The organism is Victivallis lenta (assembly GCF_009695545.1).
GTDB classification, from domain to species: domain Bacteria; phylum Verrucomicrobiota; class Lentisphaeria; order Victivallales; family Victivallaceae; genus Victivallis; species Victivallis lenta.
Window position 1 is genome coordinate 1 of the sequence record NZ_VUNS01000045.1, and the last position, 20047, is coordinate 20047.

20 protein-coding genes and 1 pseudogene are annotated in these 20047 nt (G+C 47.4%); 11 read left to right on the forward strand and 10 right to left on the reverse strand.

The annotated features are described in order from the left end of the window. The 10 genes from FYJ85_RS21835 to FYJ85_RS21880 all read left to right on the forward strand — a co-directional run. A partial coding sequence (locus tag FYJ85_RS21835) for an IS4 family transposase (protein WP_154420811.1) occupies positions 1 to 900 on the forward strand: 900 nt, incomplete at its 5' end. 151 nt (positions 901 to 1051) lie between these two features. Then, on the forward strand, positions 1052 to 1303 hold the full coding sequence (locus FYJ85_RS21840; protein WP_154420812.1) for a hypothetical protein: 252 nt from the start codon (positions 1052 to 1054) through the stop codon (positions 1301 to 1303). A gap of 11 nt (positions 1304 to 1314) precedes the next feature. After that, entirely contained in the window at positions 1315 to 1569 is a 255-nt protein-coding gene (locus FYJ85_RS21845) for a hypothetical protein (protein ID WP_154420813.1), read from the forward strand. An 88-nt stretch (positions 1570 to 1657) separates the two neighbouring features. After that, entirely contained in the window at positions 1658 to 2206 is a 549-nt protein-coding gene (locus FYJ85_RS21850; protein WP_154420814.1) for an A24 family peptidase, read from the forward strand. Next, the gene (locus FYJ85_RS21855) at positions 2203 to 2865 is read left to right on the forward strand and encodes a TadE/TadG family type IV pilus assembly protein (protein WP_154420815.1); all 663 of its coding nucleotides are present in this window, start codon (positions 2203 to 2205) and stop codon (positions 2863 to 2865) included. The genes FYJ85_RS21850 and FYJ85_RS21855 overlap by 4 nt, the downstream gene beginning before the upstream one ends. Next, positions 2757 to 4583: a pilus assembly protein TadG-related protein gene (locus tag FYJ85_RS21860; protein WP_154420816.1), complete on the forward strand. Its 1827-nt coding sequence runs from the start codon at positions 2757 to 2759 to the stop codon at positions 4581 to 4583. Before FYJ85_RS21855 ends, FYJ85_RS21860 begins: the two co-directional genes overlap by 109 nt. A gap of 50 nt (positions 4584 to 4633) precedes the next feature. Further along, positions 4634 to 5272 (forward strand): hypothetical protein, encoded by a 639-nt coding sequence (locus tag FYJ85_RS21865; protein ID WP_154420817.1) that lies wholly within the window; start codon positions 4634 to 4636, stop codon positions 5270 to 5272. Continuing rightward, the gene (locus tag FYJ85_RS21870) at positions 5254 to 5742 is read left to right on the forward strand and encodes a hypothetical protein (RefSeq protein WP_154420818.1); all 489 of its coding nucleotides are present in this window, start codon (positions 5254 to 5256) and stop codon (positions 5740 to 5742) included. The genes FYJ85_RS21865 and FYJ85_RS21870 overlap by 19 nt, the downstream gene beginning before the upstream one ends. After that, the gene (locus FYJ85_RS21875) at positions 5739 to 6812 is read left to right on the forward strand and encodes a TadA family conjugal transfer-associated ATPase (RefSeq protein ID WP_154420819.1); all 1074 of its coding nucleotides are present in this window, start codon (positions 5739 to 5741) and stop codon (positions 6810 to 6812) included. Before FYJ85_RS21870 ends, FYJ85_RS21875 begins: the two co-directional genes overlap by 4 nt. Then, complete coding sequence (locus tag FYJ85_RS21880) at positions 6809 to 7663, forward strand: serine/threonine-protein kinase (protein ID WP_154420820.1); 855 nt, start codon at positions 6809 to 6811, stop codon at positions 7661 to 7663. Before FYJ85_RS21875 ends, FYJ85_RS21880 begins: the two co-directional genes overlap by 4 nt. Here the strand turns inward: FYJ85_RS21880 and FYJ85_RS21885 are convergent. The 10 genes and pseudogenes from FYJ85_RS21885 to FYJ85_RS23415 form a co-directional block, all read right to left on the reverse strand. Further along, positions 7649 to 8506, reverse strand: coding sequence for a hypothetical protein (locus FYJ85_RS21885; protein WP_154420821.1), 858 nt, complete (start codon positions 8504 to 8506; stop codon positions 7649 to 7651). The two genes, FYJ85_RS21880 and FYJ85_RS21885, sit on opposite strands and share 15 nt — an antisense overlap. Before the next feature lie 199 nt (positions 8507 to 8705). Then, complete coding sequence (locus FYJ85_RS21890; RefSeq protein ID WP_206213393.1) at positions 8706 to 11045, reverse strand: FHA domain-containing protein; 2340 nt, start codon at positions 11043 to 11045, stop codon at positions 8706 to 8708. Further along, positions 11038 to 12513 (reverse strand): FHA domain-containing protein, encoded by a 1476-nt coding sequence (locus FYJ85_RS21895; RefSeq protein ID WP_154420822.1) that lies wholly within the window; start codon positions 12511 to 12513, stop codon positions 11038 to 11040. Before FYJ85_RS21895 ends, FYJ85_RS21890 begins: the two co-directional genes overlap by 8 nt. A gap of 10 nt (positions 12514 to 12523) precedes the next feature. After that, on the reverse strand, positions 12524 to 13423 hold the full coding sequence (locus FYJ85_RS21900; protein ID WP_154420823.1) for a type II secretion system F family protein: 900 nt from the start codon (positions 13421 to 13423) through the stop codon (positions 12524 to 12526). 4 nt (positions 13424 to 13427) lie between these two features. Then, positions 13428 to 14327 carry a type II secretion system F family protein gene (locus FYJ85_RS21905; RefSeq protein WP_154420824.1) on the reverse strand — a complete coding sequence of 300 codons (900 nt, stop codon included), beginning with the start codon at positions 14325 to 14327 and terminating at the stop codon, positions 13428 to 13430. A gap of 15 nt (positions 14328 to 14342) precedes the next feature. After that, positions 14343 to 16025, reverse strand: coding sequence for a TadA family conjugal transfer-associated ATPase (locus FYJ85_RS21910; RefSeq protein ID WP_154420825.1), 1683 nt, complete (start codon positions 16023 to 16025; stop codon positions 14343 to 14345). 5 nt (positions 16026 to 16030) lie between these two features. After that, positions 16031 to 17596 (reverse strand): hypothetical protein, encoded by a 1566-nt coding sequence (locus tag FYJ85_RS21915; RefSeq protein ID WP_154420826.1) that lies wholly within the window; start codon positions 17594 to 17596, stop codon positions 16031 to 16033. Between the two features lie 8 nt (positions 17597 to 17604). After that, the gene (locus tag FYJ85_RS21920) at positions 17605 to 18405 is read right to left on the reverse strand and encodes an SAF domain-containing protein (protein WP_154420827.1); all 801 of its coding nucleotides are present in this window, start codon (positions 18403 to 18405) and stop codon (positions 17605 to 17607) included. 247 nt (positions 18406 to 18652) lie between these two features. After that, positions 18653 to 19150: pseudogene (locus tag FYJ85_RS23910) on the reverse strand (ISL3 family transposase). Continuing rightward, a complete protein-coding gene (locus tag FYJ85_RS23415; RefSeq protein WP_206213395.1) occupies positions 19143 to 19796 on the reverse strand; it encodes a transposase in 654 nt (217 codons plus the stop codon). Before FYJ85_RS23415 ends, FYJ85_RS23910 begins: the two are co-directional and overlap by 8 nt. 40 nt (positions 19797 to 19836) lie before the next feature. Between FYJ85_RS23415 and FYJ85_RS23420 the strand changes: the two genes are divergently transcribed. After that, on the forward strand, positions 19837 to 20047 hold a 211-nt coding region (locus tag FYJ85_RS23420), incomplete at its 3' end, for a hypothetical protein (RefSeq protein WP_206213396.1).

Consider the following 20047-nt stretch of genomic DNA (forward strand, 5'->3'; position numbering starts at 1 on the left):
GAGGCCAAAATGACCAACACGATTCAGACGGCGAAGGAACTTACCTTCGGGACGGAACTCGAGTACACGAACATCAGCCGCGAACGGGCGGTGAAAGCGATCCACAGCGTGGTCGGCGGAACGATCCACTACACCGGACGTAAAAACAAGGGTGCAATCAAACTTCATACAGAGCTTGATCTATCCGGAAATCTCCCCTGTTTTGTGATGTTGAGCAACGGGAAAATGGCGGATATTCGAGCGGCACGAGAGAACATAGTCATCGTTCCGGACAGCATCTACACCTTCGATAAGGGATACTATGATTTGAATTGGTTTCAGCACATTGCGGACAGCGGAGCGTATTTCGTTACGCGCCTCAAAGACAATGCAAAAATCGAATTCCTCGGACAGCACCGGGAGGCAAATGAAAAACGCGGGATTTTGCGGGATGAAATCGTGTGGTTCACCGGATATCAATCAGCAAGAAAATATCCCGACAAGTTGAGGCTGATTGAATTTCGGGATGAATCGACTGGAAAAGAATACTGCTTCATTACCAATAATTTCAAACTGGCGGCGGCGAGCATTGCCGGAATTTACAAACAGCGCTGGCAGATCGAAATCTTCTTCAAGTGGATCAAGCAGAATCTCAAAATCAGGAGCTTCCTTGGAACCAGTGAAAACGCCGTAATGACGCAAATCTATGTCGCGCTTATCCATTATCTTTTGGTCGCATACATCAAATTCCTGCATGGATTCAAGCTCAGTTTCACAGAATTGACGAATCGAATCCGCGAGACGCTCATGCAGAATCTTTCCCTGCTTGAAATCCTTGCTCTGGACCGCAAGACCATTGCGAAGCCGCCGGACTGGAATTTTCCCAAACAACTCGAACTTTTCAACGAGTTCCTATGCTGATTTTTTTACCGGACAGCAGAGATTGACGACACAATCTAGTTACGGCTGCATAAATTTTCTGTACAACGGATTGACAAAATCTGTTTCCATGTTATATTATTTAACTAAGAATAAATAATGGTATCGTTCCCTAACCTAAGGAGGCTTTATCATGAAACAAGTTATCCGAAAACATGCCGTAATGATGGAATATGTCATTATCGCCGTTCTGATTGCTGCTGCAGTGGTTGTGGCAGTCATTATGTTCGGCAAAAATGTATCGAAAGAAATGAATGTCGCAACACAGGCGATGAGTGATGCCAAAGGGGCGGAAACCGCACAGAAGGCCGTGGAAACTGGAACGACGTCTGATATCAAGAAAGCCAATGAGCACGAAAAATCAATGCACAATTACGACAAATAACCGGAAACGGCATGATGAAAACTGTTATTAAAAAACATGCCGTAATGATGGAGTATGTCATTATCGCCGTTCTGATTGCTGCTGCAGTGGTTGTGGCAGTCATTATGTTCGGCAAAAATGTATCGCATGAAATGAACGTTGCAACAAAATCAATGAGCGATGCAAAAGGGGCAGAAAATTATCAGTCTGAACTGAAAGGAAATTCCGCGTCTGATATAAAAAAAGCCAGCGCACATGAAAAGTCTATGCACAACTATGAAAAGTGAGCATAACGTATTTATTGAATAATGGACGAATATCTGCCGCGTTGAATCGGAAAGGTATTCGTCTTTATTAGTAAAAACGGATGTGGGAATGGAGTATCTGGCTCTCGGGAAAATTATACTGGCAACACCCTGGCTAGTTTATCTTTCAATCTGCGATTTCCGGTATCATCAGCTACCGAATCCGTGGGTATATGGCGGAATGTTGTTCATGCTGTCTGCGTCATTTGGAATTGGATTTCATTATGCGTTGGCATCATTAATCACTGCTTTTTTATCCTCGCTTTTCCTGCTTCTGCCTTTTTTTCTGCGGGCTGCCGGTGCGGGAGATGTCAAAATGCTGTTCACTGCGGGGTTGATTGCCGGACCGGGAAATACGCTCAATCTGATTCTGCTGGTTTCAATATCTGGGCTTGTACTGGCGTTGCTGATGCTGGCATTCCGCAAAGTGAATACGGCACGGTTGAAACATTATGCCCGTTGTTTATTTGATTTTCGGTATGACCTCGCAGCAGGCAGAAAGAAGCTGCCGCCGCCCGACACGGAATCTTGCCGGATTCCTTTCGGAATTGCAATTGCAGCAGGACTCTTTTTGAATCTCCTGATACAAATTTTTTTTTCAGCAGGGCGGGTGGCATGAGACGGCATTTTTTGAAAAGGTCGGAAGGCGCGGTATTGCTGGAATTTGTTTTCTGTTTTCCCATTTTATTCGTATTGTTTCTGTTCGCAGTGCAATTCGCCTACATTATGATTACATGGCATATGGTGCATTATGCCGCTTACATGGGGGCGCGTTCTGCTATGACGGTGAACAATGTTCAGCGGAAGAGCCGGGCGGAAGCCGTGGCAAAACGTGTTCTTGCCGTTGTATCAGCCTCGCCTTCAGATAGTAAGGACGCAAAGGATCGTGCAGACGACCAATATATCAAGCTTGATGGCTGGGGACGTCTGCCGAACACAAAATATCTTGATCAGCAAGTGGAGGTGGATATTCCGTTGCTGGATGTGGATCCGCGCGGCTTGAAATGCACTGTCAAATTCAAAATGCTGCTTCAGGTGCCGGTTGCTGGACGGATTATCAGTTTTTTTGCGAAAAAGGACAAAACGGAAGAAGAAAGTAAATGGCAGGAAAAACTGGAACAGCAAGCATACGCGCTTAATCCTGCCTTGCTGGGAAAGTATGCCAATGAATGGACTATAGACGAAAAAAACAAATTGAAATATCCGTATATTACCCTGTCTTCCTCCAGTGTGATCTCCATTCCTTATGCAACCAAGTATTACCCCTTGACACGATGAATTATACTCGGACAACAGTTTTTTCCGTTTTTACCGGACGCTGCCGGGAGCTGGCATCCGATAGTAAAGGCGCGGCATTGGCAATCACTCTTGCATTTATTATGCCGGTTTATCTGTTGGTTATCGGAATTTACGGAATCGGAGAGATTGTACGAAACAAAATCGAACTTCAGAATGCAGCAGATGCCGCGGCATATTCCGCGTCCGTTGTGCAGGCGGATTATCTCAGCCGAATTGCAACGGTCAACAAGGCGATGGCCTGGACGTATGTCGATTTGCAGAAGCGCTCTCTCGACCTCGCCATGGCAGTTTTCAGCGAGTATGTCTTTACCCAGTTTCAGAAAGATCTCAACAATGCGAGACAACGGAACACTCCGTGTTGCATGCACGTTCCCGGCGTGCATTACAATTGCGGCACGGATATTCTGGTACTGGATCCGGTTCTGTGGCTCTCCGGAACCGGTGTCTCCATCCCTGAGCTTGCCCGCGAATTCAACGGACAGGGGTTCCTCGCCCGTTTTCTTCTGACACAGATCATTTTTACATCCATAGCTGAAGTTCAGGGTAAGGGGACTGTTGCCAATACTCCGAAAGTCATCAAATACAGCATCGCCATTACGAAGATGATGTCTAAGATGAACAAGCTTCGGGAAGAATATCCGAAAAAAGTCAAGGAAGTCGCATGGCAGGTCGCAGTTGCCAATATGATGGAATGCAAAGATGATTACATGATGAACATCACAGTTGGCGACTCCATGCCCGCATTTCTTCCCATGATGGGGACAGAGGAAAATGAAAAAACATTTATCTCATTCGCCGACCCGACTCTGAAAGATTTTTCCCCGAAAAAAGTATTCGGTCCCGGCACGGATGACTGGATTGTCCGGAAAAGCATTCCCGGTTTCTGGCGAGTTTACCGCCAGACCAAAACTCATCTTTATGCAAAGTGGGACTGGTTCTGGACCCGCTGGGTACATATCAATCTTCTGTTTGTCCAGCTTCACATGCCCCCTTTTTTCCCTGGTGGAAGTTACGATCATAAACATCCGGAATACCATGGATACGACAGTTTTTTCCCTTACATCAAAAAAGATCTGCCGATAGGCCTAGCTGTTCCTCCGGCAATTCCGCTGACGCTTCTCCCGACATTTTTTGGAAAATCTGGCTCCATTACCGTGGCCATTGCCCGTAAAACAAGCAATCCGTTTTCCGTGTACAGCTGGGGCGGTGGACGTTCCTTGACTGCATCATCAATCCTTTCCGCATTCAATCCCAGCGTTGCCGGTGGATATCGTCCGGAGTATATGTGTGCCATTGCCTCCGCACGTGCCGGCTACAAACTGTATGAAAAGGACAAGGAGAAAAAATATAAGAGTGCCGACTACAACCTCGGTTACACATCAGTGAGCGGCAAGGAAGCATGGAATCTGGTTGAAACAGACTGGGACGGGGTCATGTTGCCTGTCAAACATGCATGGGATCTTTGCGCCGGTGCAGGTCACGCGCAGACGTTCACAATCAGTACAGGTGGAAACATTCTGAAATCCATTATGACCGATAAGAAAAACTGGATCGACAAGGATGGCAAAAAAATCGAGGAAAACAAATTGCCAGATTGGGAAAAACTCAAACCGCCCGCCGGTTTGGTCAAAGATGGCAAGGAAGACAAAGACAACAAACTGCAATGGGATAAACTGCGAGATTATCTGGGACACTGACCATGAAAATACATGATTGGAACACATTTTCAAATAGGGGTTCCGTCCTGATGGAATTTGTGCTTGTTCTACCAGTTTACATGGCAGTGATTGGCGGCATTCTGTGGCTGGGGTTGAAATCTTTGGATGCAGTCAACCTGCGGTCTGCGGACCATTGGGGAGTCTGGATGGCAGGCAATCGTTTTTCGGTACGTACACCGGCAATAGTCGCACTTCGGGACATGTTTCCCCGATCAAGTATCATTTGGGCTTCGCAAAAACGCTATCTGCTTGATGAGCATTCTTTTCTTCAGTTCATCGGTTCAAAAACAACCCTGATGCAAACACGTCCGGAGTATTTGGACAATTGGATCAACATGCCTTATTCCGTCCGTGGGGAAAGCAAACCGGTCTCCATTCCGGAATTCCAGATCACCTCGTCTCGCTACGGCAATGAATTCACGCAGTGCATTATCATGCGTACTAAAGGCTCTCGCACCTCAAAACGGCACTGGGATTCAAGTTTGGTGGCAAAGCATGAAATCTGGAAATTCGACTCCAAAGACGCAGAATATCCGAAAGAATGGAAACTGGATCTTCTGAAAAATCCCAAGCATACGGACGATGCCAAGGAACAAGAAAAAGAACCAGAAAAAATCAAGTTCTATGAACGATACGGGAAATTCGAAACATGGAGTACTCCTCAGTGAAACATTTCCGGCTTTATTGTGCGGTCGCCCTGCTGGTGTTTTTCTGCGGAACTGGCACACTGCTGTTTCTGCGGCAAACTCCGGATCGAAAAACTGTTCCGGTGCAGATGCAGATACAGAAAAAGACGCAGATTCATGATACGCCGATACGGCATAGATTGCCGCCGTTGCGTCTTCCGCCGGGAGCAAGGGCAACCCCCTGTGCAGCAAACAGCTGGGAATATTCTGGAGAAGTCAATGTCAATTTCGTTTCCGCGCGTGGCAGACTCAGTTCCTGGTTTCAGAATCAATCCTGGCTGCCTGAACGGAAAATTACACTGGATGAAAGCCTGAACCCGAAAGTTATCCTGACTTTTTCCTGTCCACAATATGAACTGACTCTGCTGATATGGAAAATCAATACGGATCTGACCGGTTTTTCTTATCGCCGAGATATAAAAAATGAACCTTCCGGAGGTATTACGGAATGAATGACAACGCTTCTTTTCTTGTTTTATTTCTTGCACCCGTCAAGGATTTTCTTGCCGATGACAAAGTTTCCGAAATCCTGATCAACGGTCCGAACCAGATCTATATTGAACGTGGCGGACGGCTGGAAGAGACTGCCGCACATTTTACTGGCGAAGCCCAGCTGAAAGCAGCGGCAGTCAACATCGCCAAATCAGTGGACCGCCAGCTTGACGAGATGCACCCAGATCTGGATGCGCGCCTACCGGACGGGTCCCGTGTTCACGCCACGATTCCCCCCGTCAGCCGCTGCGGTACCATCATTTCCATTCGTAAATTCAAAAAAGAGATGCTGACCATCGATAAGCTGGAACAATTCGGCAGTGTTCCGAAAGAAGGCGCTCAAATTCTGAACGCCATCGTCAAACTGCGTAAAAATACAATTGTCTCCGGCGGAACATCGTCGGGTAAAACCTCCGTTCTAAATGCATTGAGCGGTCTGATCCCGGAAAAGGACCGGATTCTAGTTCTTGAAGATGCCAGCGAACTTCAGCTTCAACAGAAACACTGTGTCTACTTTGAAACCCGCAAGCCGGACAAGAACGGACAGGGCGAATTTTCCATTCGCGATCTGGTGATCGCGTCTCTGCGTCTACGTCCCGACCGTCTGGTCATTGGTGAAATCCGTGGCGGAGAAGCGCTCGACCTTCTTCAGGCAATGAACACCGGGCATTCCGGTTCTATGTCAACTATTCATGCCAACAGTCCGTTGGATGCGCTCAGCCGTATGGAAACCTGCGCCATCATGAGCGGCATCAATTTCCCTTTGAACGCAATCCGGATGCAGGTGGCATCCGCGATCAACTGTGTGGTTCACACCATGCGCCTGCCGGACGGGGCCCGGAAAATTGTGGAAATTGCAGAAGTTCTTCCTCTGGAGCAGGGCGAATACCGTATACGCCCACTCATGCAGTGGAAAACAGAAGCAATCGGAGAGGACGGCTGCGTTTCTGGCAGATTTATCCTCGGTGAACCGCCCTCTTTCCGCAGCAATGCGGAAATTATGCACTTGGAACTGCCGGAATACAAATGACTCAGGCGGAACTTACCCCCTGTTTTTTTACAGGAGAACAGATTGCGGATTTTCAGCTGATCCGGCTTCTGCGTGTTCACAAGCTTGCAGAATCATGGTATGCTCTCCGCCGGGAAAATGCGGTTCCAATAGCCGTCAAATTTTTACGGAAGGGAAATCCCGAAATTCCGAAGTTTTGCTGCATCGCGCAATTCCTGCGGGACAATCACTCGCCGTTTCTGATCCATGTTTCGGAATGCGCCGAAACCATCGGGCAGATACCGTATGCGACTATGGAATATGCGGACTGCGGGACTCTGCGCAATTTTTTGGCAAAACACGGAAAACTTCCACTTGCCAGCGCCGTTTATCTGCTTCGGGGGTGTTTAACCGCACTTGCGGTTCTCCATGAACACAATATTATTCACCGCGATATCAAGCCTGATAATATCTTGCTTTTTTCCGACGGAAGTTTCCGGCTAAGTGATTTGGGGCTGGCGAAACTGCCCGGAATTCAGGAAGAACCCGGAAAGGTTTTCGGCACAGCCTCTTACATCTCCCCGGAACAGGCAATGGACTCAACACGGGTCGATAACCGGAGCGATCTTTACAGTCTCGCGCTGGTCTTGTTTGAAGCATTGACCGGAACGCGGTTTCGTCCGAAAAACAGTTTCATGAATGCCGTGCGCCTGGCACGTTCCGACCGTTCCGACCCACCCCTGGAAATTCTACAGGATGCGGCGACAGGAAAACTTGCCGGCCTGCTGGCTGGAATGATGGAATACACGCCTGCATTACGTCCCGGCAGCGCACAGGAAATCCTCGCGGAACTGGACTTGATGCAACTGCCGGACCAATCATCCCTTTTCTGAACGGAATTTTTCCAGCAGCATTGCCCAGCGAAGCGATTCATTTTTTTTCAACATAATTTCTTCCAGCTTGCTGCGGGATAGAGCAAAGATTTCCGAATCGGAAAGACGTAGAAGCAAAGCCTCGTCCAAACCTGCCCGGTGCAGTTTCTCCCCTGCCGCACGAATACGCCTGTGCAGAATGATTTCCCGGATGAAAAGCAGAACGGACGGCAGAAGTAATGCAAACCAGAAATGCCAGCCGGCAGCCAGCAGAAATGCGGCAATCGTCAACCCTCCGAAAAACAGCAGCGGCAAATACCACCTGCGGAACAGATTTCCGACAGCCCGCCGGAATGCGGAACGGTTCACATTGCATGAAAAATATTCCTCGTAAGCAGATGCTGGAAACGCAATCCGTGCGGCATGAATCATTTCATGCGCCAGTGTTTCAGCGGCATCATATCCCATATATTTTCCTTTGCCGGAAAAGCCGTTGTTCAGGAACACCAGCGGCAGAATCCGATCTATTTCCAGCAGAACTCCTGCGGAAAAAATACCCGTCTGCCGTGACGAATACCATACAGGAATCCATTTCATGCGGAAACGGAACTTCTGCGAAGTCAGCTCATACGCCCGGTCTCTCAATGTGCTGGAAACCTCCGCCGCATCTGCCGTCAATTTCGTAAGCAGCGGTTCCTCCGGCAGCAACGACAATCCATCCGCCAGTGCGGAAAGCCGCTCCGTTAATTGAGTGACCGACTCATCCGGGGCAAGAAAAAAACCGGCATCGTCCAGTTCCCCCAGCAGCCCCGGCAAATCCCGCGGCACAGCTGTCCGCAACTTTTCCACAAAATCACAGATCATGGTATCGGAAGCGAAACAATGGTTATGATTCTCTGATAAAGCGCAACAATTCCGCGTCCGAGCGGACCAAATGACCCGCCCCAGCCGGACATGGAATAAACAGACGCCGAAACGGCAAATACCAGCGGCAGGATCGAACACAGCAGGATGGTATATTCCAGTAAAATACTCCGTTTCCGCGTGATGTGCCGTCCACGGTTCATCTCAGCTGACTCCATACCCAGTTGACCATCGGATCGCCGGGAATCCCTTCCCGCAAAATGTTTTCTCCGATCTGTCTTGCTTCTTTCAGTTTCAGCGGATCATATTTTTCGATCTGTTCCTGCTGGCTGAACTTGAATTTTTTCCATACCTCTGCATAACGTTTCATTTCCTTTTCAGGAATGGACGATGCCGGAGAGAAATAGAAAAAAGCCGCCTGTGCCGTCAGATAGACACGGGTCTCCGGCATTGTTTTCACCATTGTATTGAGCCGGTCAAGGAAAACAGAACGCAAATCCATGATCTTTTTGCATTTTTCATTCAGATGTCCGATTTCACCGGCAAGCATCCAGCGGTTTTCCGGAAGCGAAAGCCAAAGTCCGGTTTCCTCCACAGTCCGGAAAAAAGCGGCAAGCACGATACATTCCGGCTGAAACGACAAACTCGATATGATGTCGCTGGAATAAAGATTCGTGGACAATACCGAGGACTGCTGCATAATTTCATAGAAATAACGGATTCCGAACATCCGGTCATAAATGCCATCAGGTGTTTTCCGGCTGGATTTCGGAATGCTGCGTTGCAGACATTCAAAACGGAATGCCTCTTTCAAGGTCTTTTCAGCAGTGAAACGTTCTGCATATTCCGGAATAGCCTGATCATCTGTCCAGCCCGCCCGCCGCAGTTTATTGAGCAGGAATCTCAGATTTTCCGCATTGCAGAGAATCGCATTCTGACGGCGGACAATCCGATCCCGTTTTGCCATGATCCGGGAACTTATCATACATTCATCCGGAGAGACAAACGATATATTCTTTTTGATTTCGTCTAGTCGTAAAGCGATGAGTGCAGTCTGATTTGCAGCCACTTCACGCTGATTGATTTCCAGCTGTTTCAACGCTTCGGAAATATCCTGCGCCCAGATTCGGACACAGCCGGAAGAAACTGTCCGGAGATGTTCTATTTCCACAATCAACGGTTTGAATTCGGTCTTCTCATCTTGCAAACGATCAAGGATCTCTGATATTTTTTCAGAATAAACACAGCTTCTTTCCAATTCCGCAAGATGTGTTTCAATGTCGCGAAGAAGCGGAAAGAGCCATTCAGGTTCCTTACCTGACACGGTTTTCTGTTCCTCTTTCAAACGCAGAAATATCTTTCGCAATTGTCTGGGCTCCGTATCCACGGAAGAAAGAGCCGCTTGAATGCGGAACTGCAAATCCAGCAGAAATTTCGCATGGCGCACCAAAGCCATCCGGGCATCGACGGTCGCATCCTCCCAGTTCCATGCAAAGCGGTTGTCTATTTCAAGACGGCCAGAACATTCGGCGGCATCGTTCCATTCGGAGTTGCTCAAATGATTTTTGAATTCCTCCCAGGCGGCAAAAGTCTTTCTGTACCGTGGAAGGCTTTTCAGATGTTCCTGCTGATGTTTTTCGTATCTCTGAAAATCGCGGGATTCAGACATCTGATTGAGAACTTTCTCTGCCTCATTGAAATCCGCCCGGCGGATATAAAATTCCGCAACAGCCAGAACCTGAGACGCCTGCTGGGTTGAGATATAGAAAATCCAGAAAAACAGCAATATGACTGCAACAGTGATTCCCATAATCAGTATTTTCCTGCCAATCTGCGAACGGGTGTGCGGCACATTGCGATCCAGAAAAAGCAAATCAAAAAATGCAATTGAAATCTCATCGGAATCCATCAGCATGCGCTCCTGCCGTCCGAGTTTTGTCCCATTGACAAATGTCCCGTTGCTGCTGTTGAGGTCGCGAATCCAGGATTCCCCGTTTTCCGTAATGCGGATTTCCGCATGGAATCGAGAAACAACATTATCTTTGATGACAATATCATTGGCTGGGGCGGAACCGATCCGGATCAGAGCTTTGTCGAGACGTACCAGTTCTCCTTCATGCGGACCGTTTCGAAATTCCAGCCGGTGTATATCCTCCGGCAAGGCATCGCGGCTTTCCGAAGCCGACACAAACAGCTCGCAATCTCCGATTGAAACCCTATCACCCGGTTTCAGTATGGAACCGGCAGTCTCTCTGCCATGGATATAAATACGGTTTTTACCGCTGGCATGAATTCTGATGTTTTTCGCATCAAGGTGCAATTCCGCCTGATAATCAGCGGCGACACGATCCTGTTCCGGAATAATCCAGTCATTGTCTGCGGCGCGCCCTATCTTCACTGTCTTGTTCAATGAATCGGTTTTCGCGCAAACAAGCAATCTGTCGCGACAACGGAATTCAAGAAGAAATACATAAGAACGTTTTACTTTCTTTTCCCCTTGTTCCGCTTTTCTTTTGTTTCCTGCAAACAGTTTAATCATCTTCCAGCGTCCATATGTTTTTCATGATTTTCACGTGCCGGTGGTCATCCGGCGAAGGAAACCGGCGGAGACATTCATCAATGATCCGGCTCATTTCTTCCATATTGCCGGATGCTTTGCAAGTTTGATAAGCCAGACAGTTGCGCGAATACCATACCTGCTGTTTATCGCGGAACTCCAGCCAAAGCGGCAAGACAGCCGAAATAAGAACCTGGTCCTGTGTTTCATATGCACGTATCATCAATGTACGGAGCATCAGATCCAGATCCGCCCATACGGCAATCGCAATATTTTTACGCAATTCCAACGAAACCCGCTGCAAAAGATGGGTTGAACTTTCTTTCATTTGAATTTCCGGGATTTCCATATACCGGCTTACCATGACCGGCGCAACAACAAATGCTCCGAACCGTTGCAGAACCCGGTCAGACCGCCAGAAATGATTTGCGGGAACCTCCCGGAGCAGAACCAGTTCCTTATCATAATAGCGCATATAGCTGGCGTATCCCTGCCAGCGAATCTTTTTATCCTGCCGTGTATATTTAATCCGATAATACGGAATTCCATTTTCCAGCGGACGGTAAAAATCCTGTCTCGGTTCATCTAGAAAAGCAAAGCCGTTCTGTTCGGAGACTTTTTTCCGCCACTGCTCGAAACTCTCTTTACGCCGAATGTGGAATCCGTCCGGCAATGTGTTTACAGTGAACACAAGATGAAACGGAACATCCAGATTTTTGCCAAGCGCAGTCAGGATTTCACAGTTGTTCTGATCCGTTTTCACAATCGTTGCCGGACAACGGGGATAATAGACAAGACACTTTCCTCCGGGTTCGATTTCCGTCCGGAATTCACCGTCATTGTATTTCCCCGATACTTCACCGGGCCATGTTATCGGATTTTCCTGTTGCAGTTCCGTATAAAAGAAGGCTCCGGCGATGATGAACAGAAACAGAAAGAAACCTGTAATCAGCACAGTTCTGCGGCGCCGCTTTTCATTGAGACTGTATTTGCGCAGATCCGCCAGTTCCGCCGCCGATGCGTAACGCGTACAGTCTCCATCCTCCGGTTTTTCATGAGTGCCGTCTTCGGTAATCTCCTCTGTGGCGTCTTCCGAAACATCTGGAACAGAGGAAGTATTGAGCCTTACTGCTTTTTCATCGCTTTCCAAAATAAAAGTCAGTTCTTTGCCGATGCGCACGTCATCGCCCGGAGTCAGCAGCTGATCTTTCCCGCCGGAAAGCTTCTTGCCGTTAACCCAGGCGCCCTCATTTCCTTCGGAATGCAGAAGGACACTATTTTTTTGCGGCAAAAGCGAGATATGTTCCATGGCTATATCGGAACCGCCGGGACGAATATCCGCATTGCGGGCACGTCCGATCAGAATTCCAGAATCCGGAATCGAAAAAATCCTCCCCGCCAATTCTCCGGAAATAAATTTTATCCGGTATCCAGATGATGTGTTACTCATGATTATCTCCTCAGAACAATGGGACTCCAGCTTCTTTCATCTTGAGAAAAACCGGGGTCAAAATCGTAATAAACACAGCAGGCAGAATGAACAGAGCCATAGGCAGAAGCATCAGCGACGGCGCCCGCTGCGCTTTGGTTTCCGCAAGCGCAAAACGGGCTTTCCGCATCTCATCCCCCTGAATTTCCATTGTTTCGGTCAGCGGAGCCCCCAGTTCAGTTCCCAGGGCAACTGCTGAAGCAAAAGATGTAAATTCCTTGATTTTAATACGTTCCGCCATATTTTGAAGGGCAGTGGTCCGGATAACCCCCAGTTCCATTTCCCGAAGCATCCGGGAGTATTCATCAACCAGCGGACTGCGTATGCCGAGATTGACATAAAAACGGATGGCTGCCGAAAAATCAAGACCGCCGCGCATGGCGGAAGCAATCAAATCAATGGAATAGGGAATTGCCCGCAGTATCTGCATCTGCCGTTCCTGTGCCAGATTCCCGACGAGTATGCCCGGCAGACTTCCACCCACGAATGCGGCGATCAATCCCGCAATGGGAATGGAAATCCGGTTTTCTTCATCAACTGACATGCCTGTTATTCCGGCAGCAAGCAGAGCGGAAAAGATAAACAGGAACATCTGCATACAATAAAATGTTCCCGGAGAGATTCTCAGACCGGCAAAATCCAGTTTCTGCTGAACAGACCGGGTATGCTCCGGAAACAGCTTCCGAAAAAGAGTTCCGAATCCGAGAAGCTCAAAAAAAACCGCCGGAGGACGGCTGAATTGAAGCAGTGGCGGCAAAGATTTTTCCTCTTTCACTTTCTTTTTTCTTTTATCGTCGCTGAGAACGGTAAAGAACAAAGTCGGAAGAACAACCGCCATGAAAATCATAGCATAAAGAATGATCTGTTTCATAATTTCACACCTCAATATTTACAATGCTGCGAATCACAAAATAACCGATCACTTCAAGCGTCAGCATGATCCCGATGGCACACCATCCGATTGCCGTCTGCACCATGGGAAGCATCAAATCGTTATTAATGAAAAACAGGAGCAGGAACGCCAGCAGCGGAGCCAATGCCATAGCGAGAGCTTCGAACCGTCCCTGCGCCGTCAATGCCTGAAGTTTCTGCTGAAATTCCGTACGTCCCCGGATCATCTGAGTGATTTTCGCCAGGACATCCGCCATACTGCCGCCCGACTGTGTTGTCAGACGGATCGAAATAATCAGCAACTGGAGATCTTCACACGGAATCCGGTCATACATACGCTGCAAAGCAGCCGACAGTTCAAGTCCGAGACGGTACTCCCGAAGCACAATCGTCAGTTCCTCTTTCATTGGTCCTTCACAGCGTCTGGAAAAGACTTCCAAAGCCTGCGGCAGCGCCTGTCCTGCCCGCAGTCCGCTGGTCAGCCCCAAAGCAAGATCAAGAATACTGTTCCGGAATAAATCTGCACGTTTCCGCGCTTTGGCTGCAAAATACAGCCACGGCGAAATCATGCCCAGTGTAAAAAATACCGCGGCGGCAGGCACAATAATCAAAGGTTCATAAACCTGACAGAATATCAGAACCGCAATCAATATGCCGGAAAGCAGAATTCCCAATGAAAGCTGAATCTGCTGAAGCGTTGTCCGCCGGACAAAATAATAAATATTGTTTGCAACGCCCTCCGAACGGTCTTCTTTGATTTTACGATCCGCATGTTCCATGCTGAATGACTGTATCAGGGAAATGAGAATATAAACGAACAGAACCACTGCGACAAGCACCAACAGATAAATTCCGTAACGCTGTAAAATGGAAATACTGTTCATTCCGTTTTTCCTTTCTTATCCTTCCGGAACAAAGACCGACATATCCAATTCCAAGTCCCCCGACTGGCGCAGTTCATCAATGAACCGGGGAATGTTTCCGGTTGCGGTATAATGTCCAATCACATGAAATTTTTCATCAAACCCTTCCTGTTCAAATGTGAAAATATCCTGGAGAAGAATCGTATTTCCTTCTCGTCCAGTCACTTCAGAAATTTTCACGATCTTACGGGATCCGTCTGCTAAACGAGTTTGCTGAACAATCAGATGAATTGCAGAGGCAATCTGTTCACGAATTGCGGCAGACGGCAGTTCAAAGCCAGCCATCATCACCATGTTTTCCAAACGTGAAAGCGCATCGCGTGGATTGTTCGCGTGGCAAGTGGTCATGGACCCGTCATGTCCGGTATTCATGGCCTGAAGCATGTCCAAAGCTTCTGCACCGCGGCATTCCCCAACGATAATCCGGTCGGGACGCATTCTCAGTGTATTGATGACCAAATCGCGGATGGTAACGCGTCCCTGTCCTTCCACGTTCGCCGGACGGGCTTCTAGGCGGCAGAGATTTTCATGGCTCAGTTTCAACTCCGCAGAATCTTCGACGGTAATAATGCGTTCTTTTTCCGGAATGAACTGGGAAAGAATATTCAGCAATGTCGTCTTGCCGGAACCTGTGCCACCGGAAACCAGAATATTGCGTCTCGCGCGTACCGCTTCCCGCAGAAACAAAGCCATCGGATGCGTCAGGCTTCCGAATTTCACCAAATCTTCATCTGTCAGTTTTTTAGAGGCAAATTTGCGGATTGTAACCAAGGAGCCATCCAGCGCCAACGGCGGAATCACAGCATTCACACGGGAACCGTCCTCCAAACGTGCATCCACCATAGGTGATGCTGCATCAATATGACGTCCCAGCGGTTCCACAATACGCTGAATGATTGACTGTAAATGACTTTCACTGTTGAATTTTGCAGCCGTGCGGTAGAGCAGACCTTTGCTTTCCACAAAAATATTATCCGGACCATTGATCATGATTTCCGAAATGGAGGCATCCCGCAACAATGGAGAAAGCGGTCCTAGTCCGATCAGATCGTCTAGAAGAATCTGCTGGAACTGTGCCAAATTGACCGAAGCCGGAATTTCATGTCGGATCTCACGGAGGATTTGTTCCACGGCTTCTTCCACTTTCGGACGCATTTCACGAGTTGTCATTTCCTGAGACGTTGAATTCACCATATTCAACAATTCCAGCACGCGATTCTGTACCCACCGCGCCAGCTGAATCATATTTTCGCTGTAAAGAGCCTGAAGCGAAGCCTGCTCACTATAAATAGGAAGTTTGTGACCTTGCGGCAGCCTCTGGGGGGGGGGGATTTTTTCAGCCGGGACGGAAAAGGAACGGACTTCCTCCGAATATTCAAACAGCAAGTCCGTTTCTCCTACCTGGATATGATCGCCCGGTAAAAGCCTGACCCGACCGGAAATCACTTCGCCGTTGACTTTTGTTCCAGTGCGACTGTCTAGGTCTTCTATGTAAACCCCGTCTGATACAGAGAAAAGTTCTGCATGGCGCCGCGAAACCTTTTTATCCGCAAGCGTGATACTAGCAAATTCGGAACGACCGATAACCAGCGGAGTATTTCCATCCAGAACAATATTTTTCTGTTCGCTGCCGTTTATTGTGATCTTCAGATGCGTCATAAGGATTACCACGTAAACATTTTAAGAAACCAGTTGCTTTTTTCGCGTTCCCGAACTTTCCGGCCTTTGTCCCGAACTGAATCTGAGACCTGTTTTTCCACACCAGCAGTTTCCGATGACGGAATTTCAGTCATCTGCGGCAGCTGATTTGTCAGCTGGGGGCAGACCAGAATCAACATCTGCATTTCCTCTCCCTGTTTTTCCTCAGATGCCATAAACCAGTTAACAACAGGGACATGTCGAAGAAACGCATATCCGTTCGGACCGCTATTGGAATAGGAAAGTTCTTTCTGACCGGCAATGACCGCCGTTTTATCCAGCGGGCACAAAATCTCTATTTTGGTTTTGGTTGAACGCTGGAAATAATCTTCTTCCTGCTTCACCGGGGCAAGACTTTTTTCCAGTTCCAATTCCAACCGAACCATATTGGCACGGACTAGACCGCCCCTTGCTTTCAATTTCAAGCCAAAATCAATAGGTTTCAACTCTGCCACATCCTGTCCGTAAATTTTTACGTTGAGAGTCCCCCCATTTTCATAAGTTGCATAATTTCCGCTGTTGTTCGTGATCGTAAGATGTCCGGCATCGCGGAAATCAGAAATCCCGTTGCTTCCGAAAAACAGCAGCGAACCTTTCAGCGTAGTGTTGAACATGGAATAAAGTCCTTGACCGCGGGAAGCATTGGCAATCCCTTCCGGCGCACCTCCCGCTAGGGCACGAAACCATGCGATGAGATTCCAAGACAGAACCGTTCCATCCGCTGACGAATTACCCAAACGTTCCAGCTGAGTCCTTGTCACTCCAACAAACACAATTCCAACATCCAGCTGAGTATCTGCAATGAAAAGAGCTGTCTCTGCATGCAGAACATTGCCATTCCATTCGGGGGAAAGCCATTTTTGCGAAGCTAAAATCTGCTTGACTGCTACAATATCGCTTTCACACAACAGATACCCGGATACCGTTAACACACCGTTGCTTATTTGAAAACTGAGTTGCCCCGGACAATCGGGCGAAGTTTTGTCAACCACTTTATAACCTGCGGCGGCAAATATTTTTTTTAATTCCTCAAACAACGCTGGACCGGGACGGAACACCACATAATTGCGGCAGTTTTTTTCATAACGCCGGATCACACGGCGGAAATATTCCCAATGTTCGATCCGGGTGATCTCTCCCCGGAGAGCAAGGATATTATCCGAAAATTCGATGGTAACTTCGGACAAAACACTCAATTCACGGCTCAATTCACGGTAAACCGGCATGATAGCACTGGAAACTGCAACATGAAAATTTTTATCCATGCCTTGTGCAGAAATCGTGATCAGTGAATCGCCGGGAGATACACCTTCCAGTTCAAAGGTTCGTCCGTTGACATTGTTGATTCGAACATTGCCTGTGCTGGATTTATACTGTTCAATAGGGAACGGAACCTCAAATTTCCGGATTTCACCGGTCGAAATAGAAATACTTTCCGGCGGCAACGAAACCCGTATTCCGGTTGCAGGCAGTGCTTCCTCGGCAGATAAAACCTCGAGAAAAACAAACAGAAAGAAAATCAAATATTTCATGCTACACCTTACCGATGATCTTTATTGGGGACTTCCGGCAGTTCTGCGGGAGCAAGCCCCTGACGTATTTTTGCAAACGTTCCGGCATTGACCACACCGCCTTCTTTCCGGTTCAGGGCAACGGAATCATTGCGTTTTCGTAGAACCGGATAAAGCTCTGATTCCCGCTGTGCAGCAATCAGGATCATCGCCTGTTGCGGCGGCAATGAAACAAAAACCGTTCCGGATGAACTTCCCCCTTCGCGGAAAGAGCCACGCTCATTGGCTATTCCTATCACACGAACGCAGGGCAACAAAACCGAGGTTTCACGTGATTCCGCAATCTTCACCGCAGAACCGTCGCTCACCGCCATGTTCTTGTCTATGGCGACATCTTTCGCCACATAGGTAGATATGATGGCAATTTCATCATCCGGCATAAGCATTTTGACCAGAGCTGGATCCGTAAATGTAACGGGGATTGTCCATTCTCCCTGACGGGTACAGTCTCCCAAAGTTGTCTGAATACGGATATCGGTCATGCGAATGAAATCATCTTGCGCGACTGCATGAGGAAGTTTCTGACCGTATGCCAGCCCCACATTTTCCCAAAGCAACACATTTTTAGGAACCGCCGACTGTGGAATATCCTTGTATGTCAGCGTTCCATGCGTCAATTCGTCATACGCGTCCAAATCCCGTGCAGCAACCACAACGGATATCCTGGGCTCAGTGTCAGTCTTTTCTTTTTCAAACAGCAGTTTGCTGACAACATAAACCGCAGCTAACCCCAAAACAACAGATACAATCAACGGAATGATATTTTTCATTTTTTAGCCTTCCCAACGAGTCAATGCCCCATAATTTATAATGTACAGTACAAATACACGTTTTGTCAAGACGGCTGTTTTACTGGCAGCTATATTTTTGAAAAAAATAGTTGCTCCATAGATGCTTTAAAAATTGTTATTGTCCTAAATTTTGTGAAACATGGTTGTAATTTCTACACTGACAGCAACGTTGCCGATAATTTCCATACATTTTGTCGCCTCTTCTGCAGTTTGTGAAAAACTCGCCTCAAATGATGATTTTGATATTGTTGTTAGGCAGATTGAAAATCTTGAGAAGCATGAACTCAAGATCTCTGTATCCATACGCTTGGCGAAGCATAGTTCTTACCTTGTTATTGAAACCTTCCATAGAGGCATTGGTCATGTTCCGAAATGCCAGAACCCCAGAATTCCGTCCCCAATGTTGTAATATGGTCTTTGCCATTTTGTACAGTTGATCGGATTGGATTTTCTATGTGGCCTTTACCCATAGAAGCAATGCATCTTCTGCCTGAGAAACGTTTTGAGCGACAGAGTAAATACTTCGCAAAGCTTCTTTCATCATGTGAACATCAGCCAACTCCTGAAAGGTTTGCTTGATTTTTGCCAGATATGCACTTGCTTCTGAACTCAAATTCTCTTCATTTCGCAATAATGTGAAGCGTTGATTTTTCAAAATGGCACGCTCTGCCGTATCCAATTTTGCAGTAATTCTTCTCCTGACGAGATCCAGTTTTTCATTCATCAGTTTGATAACGTGAAAATGGTTGAAAACGATCTGTGCAGGCGGAAGGTTTTCTTTTACCCAGCTGATAAAAGCCTTCCCCCATATCCATTGCAACAACTTCAGTTTTTTCTTTTGACTTTCGCAGACGAAGTAGAAAATCTTTGAATGTGTTGCCATCTTTTCCCTGATCAACGTGAAGAACTGAACCGGAATCAAGATCACGAACGATCGTCCAGTAGTACGGCTTTCCAACCTCCGTATGACCGATGGTGATTTCATCAATTCCAATGTACTTGACATGCTTGAGTTTGATCTGTTTGAACTTGCGTTTCAGGTAACGTTTTTCACAGGCTTTGACGATGCGCCAGTCAAGATGAAAATACTTGCTGATCGCGCGAATGGTCATTTCCGGACGAAGTTCGATGATCGTTCGCTCCAACGCCTTGGTAATTCTGGCTTTGGGATGGGGCAAAAACAGCAGTACTTCCACAGAGAGAGCTCGACAACGTGGACAATAAATACGGTGTAGTTCCACCTCAAAATAAACTTCCATGCTTTCATAGGGTAACCCCAGAATACGTCTTGTCCGGTAGTGATGCGCAAAGACAGAGCAATGAAAACATTTGGGACAGCGAAATTCTTTCCGTTTCAGACGCTGAATCATTTTCCCTTCGGAATAATGAAAAGAATGATGTTGAAATCCAATGATTCCCAGTGTATGGCAGCAAGACTGGTCGACCTTGTGTTTCTCCATGTTTGGTATGCAAACTGAGACATGGAGCCAGACGTGTCCTTCTATGTTAGGTTTTGTCAAGTCGTTTTGTGGTATTTCTGACTTTTTCTTAAAAATTCTTCCTTTCCAAAGCAAATTCCCCCTTCCCCATGCACTCATGAGCTGTAAAGCAATCTACTTTT

Excerpts from the sequence above, each read along its gene's own strand:
- FYJ85_RS21840 (WP_154420812.1), top strand. The coding sequence starts at position 1,052 with ATGAAACAAGTTATCCGAAAACATGCCGTAATGATGGAATATGTCATT.
- FYJ85_RS21845 (WP_154420813.1), top strand. The coding sequence starts at position 1,315 with ATGATGAAAACTGTTATTAAAAAACATGCCGTAATGATGGAGTATGTC.
- FYJ85_RS21850 (WP_154420814.1), top strand. The coding sequence starts at position 1,658 with ATGGAGTATCTGGCTCTCGGGAAAATTATACTGGCAACACCCTGGCTA.
- FYJ85_RS21855 (WP_154420815.1), top strand. The coding sequence starts at position 2,203 with ATGAGACGGCATTTTTTGAAAAGGTCGGAAGGCGCGGTATTGCTGGAA.
- FYJ85_RS21860 (WP_154420816.1), top strand. The coding sequence starts at position 2,757 with ATGGACTATAGACGAAAAAAACAAATTGAAATATCCGTATATTACCCT.
- FYJ85_RS21865 (WP_154420817.1), top strand. The coding sequence starts at position 4,634 with ATGGAATTTGTGCTTGTTCTACCAGTTTACATGGCAGTGATTGGCGGC.
- FYJ85_RS21870 (WP_154420818.1), top strand. The coding sequence starts at position 5,254 with ATGGAGTACTCCTCAGTGAAACATTTCCGGCTTTATTGTGCGGTCGCC.
- FYJ85_RS21875 (WP_154420819.1), top strand. The coding sequence starts at position 5,739 with ATGAATGACAACGCTTCTTTTCTTGTTTTATTTCTTGCACCCGTCAAG.
- FYJ85_RS21880 (WP_154420820.1), top strand. The coding sequence starts at position 6,809 with ATGACTCAGGCGGAACTTACCCCCTGTTTTTTTACAGGAGAACAGATT.
- FYJ85_RS21885 (WP_154420821.1), bottom strand. The coding sequence starts at position 8,506 with ATGATCTGTGATTTTGTGGAAAAGTTGCGGACAGCTGTGCCGCGGGAT.
- FYJ85_RS21890 (WP_206213393.1), bottom strand. The coding sequence starts at position 11,045 with ATGATTAAACTGTTTGCAGGAAACAAAAGAAAAGCGGAACAAGGGGAA.
- FYJ85_RS21895 (WP_154420822.1), bottom strand. The coding sequence starts at position 12,513 with ATGAGTAACACATCATCTGGATACCGGATAAAATTTATTTCCGGAGAA.
- FYJ85_RS21900 (WP_154420823.1), bottom strand. The coding sequence starts at position 13,423 with ATGAAACAGATCATTCTTTATGCTATGATTTTCATGGCGGTTGTTCTT.
- FYJ85_RS21905 (WP_154420824.1), bottom strand. The coding sequence starts at position 14,327 with ATGAACAGTATTTCCATTTTACAGCGTTACGGAATTTATCTGTTGGTG.
- FYJ85_RS21910 (WP_154420825.1), bottom strand. The coding sequence starts at position 16,025 with ATGACGCATCTGAAGATCACAATAAACGGCAGCGAACAGAAAAATATT.
- FYJ85_RS21915 (WP_154420826.1), bottom strand. The coding sequence starts at position 17,596 with ATGAAATATTTGATTTTCTTTCTGTTTGTTTTTCTCGAGGTTTTATCT.
- FYJ85_RS21920 (WP_154420827.1), bottom strand. The coding sequence starts at position 18,405 with ATGAAAAATATCATTCCGTTGATTGTATCTGTTGTTTTGGGGTTAGCT.
- FYJ85_RS23415 (WP_206213395.1), bottom strand. The coding sequence starts at position 19,796 with ATGATTCAGCGTCTGAAACGGAAAGAATTTCGCTGTCCCAAATGTTTT.